Source organism: Maribacter aquimarinus, from assembly GCF_047345505.1.
In the GTDB taxonomy this organism is placed as follows: Bacteria; Bacteroidota; Bacteroidia; order Flavobacteriales; family Flavobacteriaceae; genus Maribacter.
Window position 1 is genome coordinate 51,905 of sequence record NZ_JBLFEO010000021.1, and the last position, 12,645, is coordinate 64,549.

A 12,645-nucleotide genomic window follows, 5' to 3' on the forward strand; every position below is an offset into this window, starting at 1 on the left:
CTAGGAATTGATGATTTTTTCCTGGTGGTTTATGGATTCTTGATGAATGGCCTTGAACATTTTCAACACAAACTCCTCACTGAGCCCCTTTCTTTCGCCCTCCAAGATCATATTGCCCAAAATGGCGTTCCATCGGTTCGACTGCAAAACGGCCACATTGCGTTGTTTTTTAAGGGCTCCAATGCCATCGGAGACCTTCATCCGCTTGCCCATCATCTCTATCAATTGATTGTCAATGACGTCTATTTGCGCCCTTAGGTTGCTCAGTTTTGCGTTGTACTCCGCCTCCTCATCGGTTTCTTTTCTAATTTTTAGGTCTCTCATGATCTGTACCAAGGTATCGGGTGTTACCTGCTGTGCGGCATCGCTCCAGGCATTGTCGGGATCAAAGTGCGTTTCGATCATGAGACCGTCAAAATTAAGGTCCAGTGCGGTCTGCGATACATCAAAGATCATGTCGCGCTTGCCCGTGATGTGCGAAGGATCGTTGATAAGGGGCAGGTCTGGAAATCTGTTCTGGAACTCAATGGCCAGCTGCCATTCGGGGATGTTTCTGTACTTGGATTTTTCATAGGTGCTAAAGCCCCTGTGTATGGCCCCCAACTTTTTTACCCCGGCCGTGTGCAATCTTTCAATACCGCCCAACCACAGCGCCAGATCGGGATTTACGGGGTTCTTCACCAGCACAATTTTGTCCGTGCCCTCAAGGGCATCGGCCAGGTCCTGCATGATAAAGGGGCTCACCGTGGACCGGGCACCGATCCAGAGCAGGTCCACATCGTGTTCCAGGGCGAGCTCCACGTGCGCCCTGTTGGCCACCTCGGTGGCCGTTTTCAGTCCCGTTTCCGCCTTTACCTTTTGCAGCCATTTGAGTCCCAAAGCGCCCACGCCCTCAAAATTTCCGGGACGGGTCCGGGGCTTCCAGATGCCCGCCCGGTAATAGTTTACGTCCGTGTCCTTCAAGGCGTGCGCTATGCGCAATACCTGTTCTTCCGTTTCCGCACTGCAGGGCCCTGCGATGACCAGTGGGTGATCCAAACCCATATCATCCAACCAAGTTCTCATTTCCTTTGTATTCTCCATTACGTTGTTTTTTGGCAAATTCCCGGACAACGGAAGGGAAACCTTATCCTTTTCCGTTGTACGGGCCGTTGCCCATTTAATTGTGATTATTGATGTTCATTATTGTTTTGATGTGTCCTGTGCCATTTTTTTTGCTTCGGGCAGCCCTTTTAGAATGTCCTTTATCCTATTGGTCTTGTCCATTTCCCTGTAGATGCCCTCGTAGTCTTCCCTTACCAGGAGCTCTTTGAACGCCGTGAGGTTTTGGATGTACTCTTCCAAGGTCTCCACCACATTGTCCCGGTTCTGCTCAAAGATGGGCGCCCACATGGCCGGAGAGCTTTTTGCCAAGCGCACGGTGCTCTCAAAACCACTGCCCGCCATATCAAAGATGTCCCGCTCATTGCGCTCCTTGTCTATAACGGTCTTGCCCAGCATAAAGGAGCTGATGTGCGATAGGTGGGACACATAGGCAATGTGCCGGTCATGTGCCACGGGGTTCATGTACCTAATGCGCATGCCCAGGAGACCAAAGAGCTCCAGGGCCCTTTCCTGAAGGGCAAAGGCCGTTTTCTCAATTTCGCAGATTATGTTGGTCTTGCCCCGGTACAGTCCCAGGACCGCGGCCGAGGGGCCGGAAAACTCGGTGCCGGCAATGGGGTGGCAGGCCAAGAAATTGCGCCTCTTGGGGTGCGCTTGCAAGACCTCGCAAATCTGCTGCTTGGTAGATCCGGCATCACAGACCACGCAGTCATCTGGCACGGCATCCAAAATCTTGGGCAGTTCGCGCTGTAGCGCGTCCACCGGAACACTGACCAGTACAAAATCGGCCAGGGACAGGTCCGCATAGGTGGCCTTGGTGTCAATGAGCCCCAGGGAGAGCGCTTCTTCCAAATGGGCTTCATTGGTATCTATCCCATAGACCTTGGCCGTGGGCATTTTTGCTTTCACGTCCTTTACAAAAGACCCCCCTATTAACCCTATTCCAACTACAAAAATGTTCATCTCTTCCTTTTACTATTTTCCCTTGACCTAAAGAATGTTCTGGTTTTGTGGTCTTGTGGTTAAATCAGCGTGGTTACTGCATATTTCCCATTTCAAACTTCCCATTTCAAACTTCTAATATCTAACTTCTAATATCTAACTTCTAATATCTCCCTGGAGTAGGTAGTTCTTAGAGGGTAGCCGGTAGTTAAAGCAGTCCTTGGCAAAGGGAACCGCTCTCTCTGAGCCATCATTCTTCCCGACATTATTTCCCATTTCAAACTTCTAATATCTAACTTCTAATATCTAACTTCTAATATCTCCCTTCCAATATCTAAAACCTCCCCAACGCTTCCTTGATCTTCTCCTCCGTGACACATAGCGAAAACCGTATGTACCCCTCTCCGTTTTGGCCAAAAATGGTGCCCGGTGCTATAAAAATGTCCTTTTCGTGCAAAAGGCGGTCAATGAAGGCTTCCGAAGATGGGGCGCCTTGTGGCAGCTTGGCCCAGATGAACATCCCGGCCGCTTGGCGATCATAGGTGGCCCCGATGTGGTCTACCAGTCTAAAGAGCAGTTCCCTTCTTTTGCCATAGGTGCTGTCCAGTTCTTTGAACCATTCCTCCCCGCTGCGCAAGGCGGTAATGGCCCCCTGTTGCACCCCGTAGAACATCCCGGAATCCATATTGCTCTTTATCTTCAGTACGGCCGTGATGTGGTCCGCATTCCCGGAGACCATGCCCACCCGCCAGCCGGCCATGTTAAAGGTCTTGCTCAGCGAATTCAGCTCCAGGGCCACCTCTTTGGCGCCCGGTACCTGTAAAATACTGGTGGGCGTGTCGTTCAACACAAAACTGTAGGGGTTGTCGTTCACCAGTAGAAGGTCATGCTCCTTGACGAAGGCCACCAAGGCCTTCATTTTTTCCAGGGTAATGCGTGCCCCGGTGGGCATGTTGGGGTAACTGATCCACATCAATTTCACCTTTTCCAGATCCATTTGGGCCAACCGGTCCAGATCGGGCAACCATTGGTGCTCTTCCGTAAGATCGTACATAATGGGCGTGGCGCCCACCAGTTTGGTCACGGCGGTATAGGTAGGATACCCGGGATCGGGAATAAGCACTGCATCGCCGGCATTTAAAAACGCCATGCTAATGTGCATGATGCCCTCTTTGGAACCCATTAGGGGCAGAATTTCCGTTAGTGGATCCAATGCCACCTTGAACTTGTCCGCATAGAAGGAAGCAAAGGCTTCCCTCAGTTCCGGCAGACCCTGGTAACTTTGGTACTGGTGTGCCCCCGGCCGCAGTATGGCCTCCTGCATGCTCCGTATCACTTCCGGGGCGGGCGCCAGATCGGGACTCCCTATGCCCATGTTGATGATGGGCTTGCCCTGGGCCACCAGACCCCTTACCTCCCGCAACTTTTTGGAGAAGTAGTATTCCTGTACGGTGTTCAATCTTTCCGCTGTGATCATCTCATGGCATTTTTATATTCTCCCAAAATGGTAAAGTTCTCGGACATGATGTCCAACAGTTTTTTCGCCTTGTCAAAATCGTGGTAGGCATCAAAGGTGACATCCACAAAAAACGCATATTTCCAAGGGGTCTCCATGATGGGGAGCGACTGTATCTTGGTTAGGTTCAGGTTGCAATCGCTCATCACGTTGAGCACCGTGGCCAAGCTACCGCGCTTGTGGTCCGTGATGAACCGCAGGGAGGCCTTGTTGATCTCCTTTCTTGGCAGTACCTTGTTCTTTGTCCGTACAATGATAAAGCGTGTGGCATTATTTTTAATGGTCTGTATGTTGTCCGCTACGATATCCAAACCGTACAGCTCGGCGGCCACTTTGGGCGCAATGGCGGCCACATGGCCCAAACCCTGCTCTTTAATGCGCTTGGCGGTCTCGGCCGTGTCCACATCCTCAACCAACCTTATATTGGGAAAATTCTTGAAGTACTCCTTGCACTGCAAAAGGGCCATGGGGTGGGAACTCACCTCCCGGATATCCGATAGTTGCCTGCCCTTTAGCACCATTAAATGGTGGTGTATGTTCAGGTAATGCTCCCCAACAATGTGAAGCGCATTTTGGTACAGCAGCGCATAATTGGGGATAATGCTGCCCGCAATGGAATTCTCAATGGCCATGACGCCCTGATCCGCCTTTGCCTCCAACAATTGTTGTACCAGCGCATCAAAGGACAGGCATTCGGCCAGCTCAATGTCGTTGCCAAAATAATCCAGCGCCACTTGGTGGTGGTTGCTTCCGCGAATTCCCTGTATGGCTATTTTCAATGTCATTTATGGTTGGTTTCCCTTCTCAAAAAAAAATCTCCCCGCGTTTCCTTATCCTTGTCCCTTGATCTCACTTGGGTTCAAAAAAAAAGTTCCGATGGTTATCGGAACTTCATTCTATATATCATTGTTCAATACAACCTAGAACCGTCCCGACCTCTCCGTGAAAAAGAAGTAAAAATAAAACGCGTTCCAAAAATATTGCTTCAACATAATCTTTGCTATGAGGTTGCTAAAGTAGTAATTAATTCAATTAAAGCCTCCTTTGGGTGTTATTTTTCCAATTCCCACAAAGCTACCCAAGGTTTATTAAGAATTTTTATATTTTTTGCACATTTATCCCATTATGTTAACGATATGATAAAAAAAAGAGCGGTGCAACAACCCCCCGCCCCCACCGAGCCCCCGAGGGAACAAGGCTCCCCAAAGGATTTTGGGCGCTCCACGGCACCATGACCCCTTCCCCAAGCCGTGGCCAACTCCCCGTAGAATCGCAAAAAAGGTGGCCCATAATCCAGCATATCAAGGCATTAGGCCCGGAACGGTCCTGGAAAAATCACACTGGGGGCTCTGCCAACAGCAGGTGCACCGCTTGGTGCAACACCTCTTGAACGCCGGGGTCCGTGCAATTGATCAAAATGGCAAAGACCATCTGCTGTTCGGGGTATATGAACAGATTGCTGTAGCCCCCCACCCCACTGCCCACATGGCCGTAATAGGGCCTGCCGTGGGCGTCTTGGCTCACTTGCCAACCCAATCCGTAATGGGTGGATTCCCCTTTGACGTGGGCGGGGACAAGAAAAGGTGCCAGGGATTGGGGATCCAGCACCTTACCGTCCAAATGGGCCTGCCCAAACTTGGCAATGTCCGCCGTGGTGGAAAGATACCCGCCCCCGGCCAGCTTGTAAAAGTTCTGTACCGGTAGGGCCTTTCGGAAACCGTGGCGGCCCCGGGTATAGCATTGGGCCAAGAAAGCGGAGTGCAGATTTTCGGGAACACGGTCTTCTGCCCCCCGCACGGGCGCAAAGGTGTGCCGTATGCCCAAGGGGGCCAATACGGTCTTTTCCACATAATCCTCAAATGGCATGCCCGCGGCCTCCTGTATGGCCAAGGAAATGAGCACCCAATCATAACTGGTATAGGTGTAATCCGTCCCTGGGGCAAACAACAGGGCATCGTCCTTAAAAAGAACAAGGCTCTCCTTAATGGTGTACGGGAGGTTCAGGGCAAACTCCTTGCCCCGATATTTTCGTATGCCCGCCGTATGGTTGGCCAGTTGCCTTATGGTAAAGTCCCACCTCTTTTTGGGAAAGTAGGGCACATAGTCGTACAGGGAGGCATCCAAGGAGATGATCCCCTGATGCACCGCATGGGCCAGCGCGGTGGCGGCAATGGGCTTGGACACACTGGCCGTGCGAAAAATGGTGTCCCGGGGCCGCACCCGTACTTTCTTGCCCAAATGGGCATGGCCATAGCCCTTTTCAAAGACCAAGCGCCCGTGCTTGAGCACGGAGATGGCCAAACCGGGCACCTTCCCCTCTATGGCCAAGGAACGCAACAAGGCATCGGCCGAAGGCCGCGCATCCGGTCCATCCTTGCCTGCCCCGGTCGTGGGCCGGCCCAAAAGGCCTTTCATATGCTGCCAAAGACCGGTCATTCCACAAAAATGAGCCTGCCGTTAAAAAGGACATCCACCGTCACGGTCGCGGGCCGGTTGTAACTGAGCACGTCTCCCGTACCTCGTATTACGCCCGCCAAGCGCTGCTGCGGATCCACCAGCACATCATTGCTGCCCCTGTGGTTCAAGCGCACGTTTTGGGCCAGCAGTTCCCGGGCGTTTATACGGGAATCTCCGGCGGCAATAGTGATGTTAAGATCTTCCACGGCACCGGAAAGGGCAAAGGAGGCAATGCCGTTTACGGTAATGTCAAGACGTTCGCTGTTCACCCTCAGGTTGAATTCCCCATCCGTGGTGGCGGCCTCGGGAACGGTAAAGCTCTCGGAGAGCAGGGTCAGGGAAGGATAGGACAGCACCCCATCGCTGGAAATGGACAATCCGGTACTGCTGCGCAGCTCCGTGATGTTGGGCGAGGTCACATAGACCGTGGTGAGCCCATATTCCCTGAAGAGGTTACAGCCGTTTTCATTGCGCAGCACCAGACGGTCGCCCTCCACTTGGGCAGATACCTCATTGCGCAGAAACTCCCCGGTCTCCACCTCCACCTTTTGTTCCGGCCCCTCCCTGAGCACCAGGGCCACTTTCTCAAAAACGGTTATCTTGGTAAAGGGGGGCAGGGACACCTCCTCCCGTACGGGCTCCCCGGCAGATTGCAGGCAGTCCGGAACGTTTTCACCGCTGCAGCCCCAGAAAAACAGAGAGAGCAGCAGAAGCACCGTGGTGCCGCTGCCCCGAAGCGTTCCCTTACCTTTCCATAAGTGGTCCATACAAGGTCTGTTTTAAAAATTCATTTGCCTCCGTCAGAGGCGCACCCCAATGCCAAACGCCACCGCTTCGGCCTTTGCCCCGTGCGATTTTAAGGTTATGGCCGCGAACAGCCTGTCCGAGAAATAGCGTTTTAGCCCGATCCGGTTGTACACCCTTCCCTCAAAATCGAACGGATAGTACACATAATAGCCCAACTGGGCGATCACGCTCATTTTATTGATGAAGAGCTCATGGCCCAAAAAGAGCCCCACCCTGCGGTGATCGTCGTCCGCGGCCACATTGTTCTCCGGAAAGGCAATGGACTGGTACCGGATCAGTTCCTTTAGAAAATTACTGAAAAAAACATCGGTGCCCAGCTGTACGGCACTTTTTCTGCCCAGGCGTTTGTCCGCATACCCGGAAAGCACCAGGAAGCCGTACTGCCCGGAATCAATGACATCACTTTCATTGAGTCCGCCGCGCAGCACAACATTATAGCGTATGGGCTCCGTGAGTTTCTGTTTCCCAGGTTTGGGCATATAGGACAGCTCCCTGCCCCCGTCCAGGTCATAGACCAGCCCCGCGTTCAGGGCAAAGGTGTTGGTAGAGGTGTTGGGCGCCTTAAAGTTGGCGTTGGAATAGTGAATGACGGATATGCCCGCCTTAACCCCCAGGCCCTTCCACAGATTCTCCCTGTGGTAGTTGAGCATGAGATAGGTGGAACTCATGAAATGGGAGCCGTAGGCATTGTTCCTAAAATTGTTCACTTTGTCGTAGGGGTTGGTGTTGTAGGCAATGCCCTGCCCCATTCTAAACTGCAGCTTGCGCTTAAAAAAATAGAAGTTGTAGTGCGCGTACAGCCCGTAGTTCTGCCCCAAGGTGGCATTGCGCATGTCCTGGTAAATGAAAGAGGCCCCATAGTCCGGGTAATTGTACAGCCCCTCCCAGTCCTGCGCCCCGTAGGTCTTGCGGTTAAGGCCAATGATGGCCCCATTGGGGTGGCTGGTGATCAGGTGGGAAATATCCGGATTGTGCAGCAGTACCGAGCCGTAGAAGGGGCTCACGTCCAAGGTGTATTTTTTGGGCGCCCCGTCCTCTTGGGAAAACCCGATGACGCCCCACAGCAGCACAACCAGCAAAACTAATGGTTTCATGGGGCACAAAGGTAAGGGCTGTGAACATAGGGGCGGCCCCTTGTGGTCATGATTTTATCAAAAACACCCTACAACCCCGCCCATACGCCCCCCCGAACGCCCCCTTACGGCCCTGTGAAAGAAATTCTTTGGCGCACCCGAAGCCCGCAAAGCCAAGGCAAAGGGCATGTCCCGCCCATATCGCCTAAAACAGCGCCCGGGCGATCTGCTCAATATTGTCCGATTTTCCCATGGAATAGTAATGCAGCACCGGCACCCCGGCCTCCCGTAGTTCCCTGCTTTGCTCCACGGCCCATTCCACCCCCACCTGGCGCACCGCCCTGTTGTCCTTGCAGGCTTCCACCGCATCCACCAGGTCCTGCGGCAGGTCCAGGCTAAAGACCTGGGGCAGCAGGTTCAAATGGCGCTTCACGGCCAGGGGCTTTATGCCGGGAATAATGGGAATGTCAATGCCCATGGCCCGTGCGGCATCCACAAAGGCAAAGTACTTGGCATTGTCAAAGAACATTTGGGTCACCACGTAATGCGCCCCGGCATCCACCTTTTCCTTCAGTCTTTTAAGGTCGGTGCTCAGGGAGGGCGCCTCCAGGTGTTTCTCGGGATACCCGGCCACCCCAATGCAGAAATCGGCACAATCTCCGGACACCACGGTCTCGTGCAGGTAGTGGCCGCCGCAGAGGTCCGCGATTTGTTGCACCAAGCCCTGGGCGTACCGGTGCCCGCCCTCGGTGGGCTCAAAATAAGGCTCGCCCTTCATGGCATCCCCGCGCAGGGCCATCACGTTCTCAATGCCCAGGTAGTGGCAGTCCACCAGCACGTACTCCGTTTCCTCCTTGGTAAAGCCCCCACAGAGCAGGTGCGGCACCGTGTCTATCTTGTATTTGTGCTGTAGGGATGCGCAAATGCCCACCGTTCCGGGACGCATGCGCGTCTTCCGCTTGTCCAAAAGGCCGTCCTTTTCAATATAGACATACTCCTCGCGCGAGGTGGTCACATCAATAAAGGGTGGTTTAAACTCCATCAGCGGGTCTATATTGTCATACAGTTCCTGAATGCTCTTTCCCTTTACCGGCGGGATCACCTCAAAACTAAAGAGCGTCTCCCCCTTGGCCTTTGCTATATGTTCCGTTATCTTCATCTATAATGCACTTAAAATCCCGTTGTTGTTCCCCTTGTGCCCACCGCACCCAAGGTATCTTTGGCAACACTGCCCGCCTTGGCCCGTTTTTGTTGGGCGTTCCCCAAGGGTCGGGCTTTCCGCTGTATTTTTTTGTGCCAAGGGGCCCAAAAAAGATGCCGCTCCAATCCCTAACGCAGCCCTTTCCCCATCTTCCCCGCGGCAAACATTTTAAACCGGGCGCCCGCCGATCATGGCTCCGGCCTCCATTCCTTTGGCAGAACACCATGAAACCCTGCCCCACAAAAAAACGGCTCCCAGGCCCATTGCAAACGGGCTGTACCGCCCCGCGCAGCCCAGTTCCCATGCTACTCGCCTTCCTCTGCCATATTGGGGGCCAGCCATTTTTTGGCCTCCTCCAAGGGCATTCCCTTTCGGGCGGCAAAATCTTGCACTTGGTCTTCCTTTATCTTTCCCAGTCCAAAGTAGCGCGCCTGGGGATTCCCAAAATAGTACCCGCTCACGGAGGCCGCCGGCCACATGGCCAAGCTTTCGGTGAGCTTCACCCCAATGGTCTCCTCCACCCGCAACAGTTCCCAAATGGTCAGTTTCTCCAAATGGTCCGGACAAGCGGGGTACCCGGGGGCGGGCCGTATGCCCTTGTACTTTTCATCGATCAGTTCGTCATTGGCCAGGTCCTCGTTGGCCGCGTAGCCCCAATGTTTGGTGCGCACCTCCTTGTGCAGGTACTCCGCAAAGGCTTCCGCCAGGCGATCGGCCAGGGCCTTGACCATGATCGCACTGTAATCGTCCAAATCTTTTTCGTATTGCGCCGCCATTTCTGCCGTCCCAAAACCGGTGGTCACGCAAAAGCACCCTATGTAATCCTGCTTGCCCGTTTCCTTGGGGGCAATGAAATCGGCCAGGGCATAATCGGGAACGCCCTCGCGCCGCTGCAACTGCTGGCGCAGGGTCCTGAAAACAACCCCGGTTGCACCTGACTTGTTGCGGGGCGGTCTGTCACTGCTTTCTTCACCGTTCTCCCCAGAAGCCCCGTAAGCGTCGCCCAGGGCCGCCACCACCTCAATATCATCATCATGGATGGCATTTGCCGGGAACAGGCCAAAAATCCCCTTTGCCCTCAACTTTTTTTCTTGCACGATCTCCTTCAGCATCTCCTGGGCATCTTGGAAGAGCTCGGTGGCCTGGGCGCCCACCACATTGTCCGTTAAAATGTCCGGATATTTCCCGTGCAGGTCCCAGCTCCTAAAAAAGGGCGTCCAGTCTATAAAGGGCAGGAGGGTTTCCAGTGCCATATCCTCTATGACCTGTATGCCCAACTGCTTGGGTTTTACCAAGGGGGTTTCTTCCCAGTTGATCTTGAACTTGTTGGCCCGTGCGGCCTCAAGGGGCTTGTACTCTTTCTTAACGCTCCGTTTCAAGAACTTGTCCCGGAACACCTCATAGTCGGCCTTTACCTTCTCCTTGTAGGCCGTGGAAGTTTCCTTTTGCAAGAGATCGCCCACCACGGTCACGGCGCGCGAGGCATCATTGACGTGCACCACCGCATGGCTGTAGTGGGTGTCTATCTTCACAGCGGTATGGGCCTTGCTGGTGGTGGCCCCACCGATCAACAGGGGCATGGTGAACTTTTTGCGCTCCATCTCCTTGGCCAGGTGTACCATTTCATCCAAGGAAGGGGTGATCAGACCGCTCAACCCAATGATGTCCACATTGTGCTCTACGGCCGAGGCAATGATCTTCTCCGGCGGCACCATCACGCCCAAGTCCACGATCTCATAATTGTTGCAGGCCAAAACGACCGAAACTATATTTTTACCAATGTCATGGACATCGCCCTTTACCGTGGCCATTAAAATCTTACCGGCAGCCCCCCCCGCCCCCAAAGGGGGAGCCGTCAACTTTGCGTGTATTTTTTCCAAGACCTCATCAAGACTGCCAAGAACCTCGGCACTACTGAACCTAATTACTTCATATCCCTGCTTTTCCAACCAAGCGGTGCGTTCGGCATCACTCGCTTTGTTTTCCGGCAATTGATGGATGGACCCATCCACTTCCACGATCAAATTTTGCTTTAAACAGATAAAATCTGCAATATACGCTCCAATAATGTGCTGTCTTCTAAACTTAAAACCATCCAAATTCTTGCCGCTCAGTGCGTTCCAAAGCATAGCTTCTGCCTCAGTGGGTTGGCTCCGCATTCTTTTTGCGTACTGCTTCAGCAAATTGTAACCCGTGGGATCGGCCGTCTTCCAGTGCTGCTCCCCCTTTGGGGGCTGGGGGGCCGTTTTCGCTTCCTCTATGAAAGGCAAGAGATAGGCCACTGCCTTTTTCATGACTCGGGCCGACTTCACCACCTGGGGCAAGAACATTTTACCACTGCCAAAGAGGTCGCCCACCACGTTCATTCCGGTCATGAGGTGGCCCTCTATGACGGCTATGGGCTTTTCGGCGGCCAGCCGGGCCTCTTCCACATCTTCCAAGATGTACTGGTCAATGCCCTTCACCAAGGCCCTGGTGATCCTGTTCTGCAAGGGTTCCTCACGCCAAGAGAGGTCCACCGTGCTCTCCCGGGCCTTGCCCACCACGGACTCCGCAAAATCCAACAGCCGCTCGGTGGCGTCTTCCCTTCGGTTGAGCATGACGTCTTCCACGTGCTCCAGCAGGTCCTTGGGAATATCATCATATACTTCCAAAAGACTGGGGTTCACGATGCCCATGTTCATCCCCGCCCGTATGGCGTGGTAGAGAAACACGGAATGCATGGCCTCCCGCACCGGATTGTTGCCCCTAAAGGAAAAGGATACGTTGCTCACCCCCCCGCTCACGCTGCAATGGGGCAGGTTTTCCCGCACCCATTTGGTGGCACGGATAAAATCGATCGCATTCAATTTGTGCTCTTCCATCCCCGTGGCCACGGGAAAGATGTTCAGGTCAAAAATGATGTCTTCCGGCGGAAAGCCCACTTTATCCACCAAAATATCGTAGGAACGCTTGGCAATTTCAATGCGCCGGTCATAGTTGTCTGCCTGGCCCACCTCATCAAAGGCCATCACGATCACGGCCGCGCCATAGCGCTTTATGAGCTTGGCGTGGTGCACAAACTGGGCCTCCCCTTCCTTTAGGCTAATGGAGTTCACCACGCATTTTCCCTGCACCACTTGCAGCCCCGCCTCAATGATGTCCCATTTGGAACTGTCTATCATGATGGGCACCCGGGCAATGTCCGGTTCGGCATTGACCAGGTTCAGGAAGGTTACCATGGCCTCCTTGCCATCAATGAGGCCATCGTCCATATTGATGTCTATGACCTGTGCACCGCCTTCCACCTGCTCGCGTGCCACGTCCAGGGCCTCCTCAAACCTTTCCTCCTTTATGAGCCGAAGAAATTTCCGGGAACCGGCCACATTGGTGCGCTCGCCCACATTTATGAAATTGGTTTCGGGCGTGACCACCAAGGGTTCCAGGCCGGACAACTTTAAATATCTGGGCGCCCCACCGTCCCTTTGGGAAGCCCCGGATTCGTTGTCCATTGTTGTGTTGCTAGCGTTCATCTTTTGTGTTCCTTCTTCATTAAGAGCCCATCC

Annotated in this window: 9 protein-coding genes; all 9 read right to left on the reverse strand. The window is 53.6% G+C overall.

Going from position 1 to position 12,645, the window contains the following annotated elements; translation table 11 throughout:
* Positions 1–1,083 (reverse strand): chorismate mutase, encoded by a 1,083-nt coding sequence (locus tag ACKWCC_RS14370; protein ID WP_413996646.1) that lies wholly within the window; start codon positions 1,081–1,083, stop codon positions 1–3.
* Between the two features lie 99 nt (positions 1,084–1,182).
* The gene (locus tag ACKWCC_RS14375) at positions 1,183–2,067 is read right to left on the reverse strand and encodes a prephenate dehydrogenase (protein ID WP_413996647.1); all 885 of its coding nucleotides are present in this window, start codon (positions 2,065–2,067) and stop codon (positions 1,183–1,185) included.
* A gap of 313 nt (positions 2,068–2,380) precedes the next feature.
* Positions 2,381–3,523, reverse strand: a complete 1,143-nt coding sequence (locus ACKWCC_RS14380; RefSeq protein WP_413996648.1) for a pyridoxal phosphate-dependent aminotransferase — start codon at positions 3,521–3,523, stop codon at positions 2,381–2,383.
* On the reverse strand, positions 3,520–4,347 hold the full coding sequence (locus ACKWCC_RS14385) for a prephenate dehydratase (RefSeq protein ID WP_413996649.1): 828 nt from the start codon (positions 4,345–4,347) through the stop codon (positions 3,520–3,522). Before ACKWCC_RS14385 ends, ACKWCC_RS14380 begins: the two co-directional genes overlap by 4 nt.
* A gap of 550 nt (positions 4,348–4,897) precedes the next feature.
* Complete coding sequence (locus ACKWCC_RS14390) at positions 4,898–5,998, reverse strand: serine hydrolase domain-containing protein (protein WP_413996650.1); 1,101 nt, start codon at positions 5,996–5,998, stop codon at positions 4,898–4,900.
* The gene (locus ACKWCC_RS14395) at positions 5,995–6,786 is read right to left on the reverse strand and encodes a head GIN domain-containing protein (RefSeq protein ID WP_413996651.1); all 792 of its coding nucleotides are present in this window, start codon (positions 6,784–6,786) and stop codon (positions 5,995–5,997) included. Before ACKWCC_RS14395 ends, ACKWCC_RS14390 begins: the two co-directional genes overlap by 4 nt.
* Before the next feature lie 33 nt (positions 6,787–6,819).
* Positions 6,820–7,920: an acyloxyacyl hydrolase gene (locus ACKWCC_RS14400; RefSeq protein ID WP_413996652.1), complete on the reverse strand. Its 1,101-nt coding sequence runs from the start codon at positions 7,918–7,920 to the stop codon at positions 6,820–6,822.
* Positions 7,921–8,104: 184 nt separating this feature from the next.
* Positions 8,105–9,058 (reverse strand): methylenetetrahydrofolate reductase [NAD(P)H], encoded by a 954-nt coding sequence (gene metF / locus ACKWCC_RS14405; RefSeq protein ID WP_413996653.1) that lies wholly within the window; start codon positions 9,056–9,058, stop codon positions 8,105–8,107.
* A 347-nt stretch (positions 9,059–9,405) separates the two neighbouring features.
* Complete coding sequence (locus tag ACKWCC_RS14410) at positions 9,406–12,591, reverse strand: vitamin B12 dependent-methionine synthase activation domain-containing protein (protein WP_413996672.1); 3,186 nt, start codon at positions 12,589–12,591, stop codon at positions 9,406–9,408.
* Between the last annotated feature and the right edge of the window lie 54 nt (positions 12,592–12,645).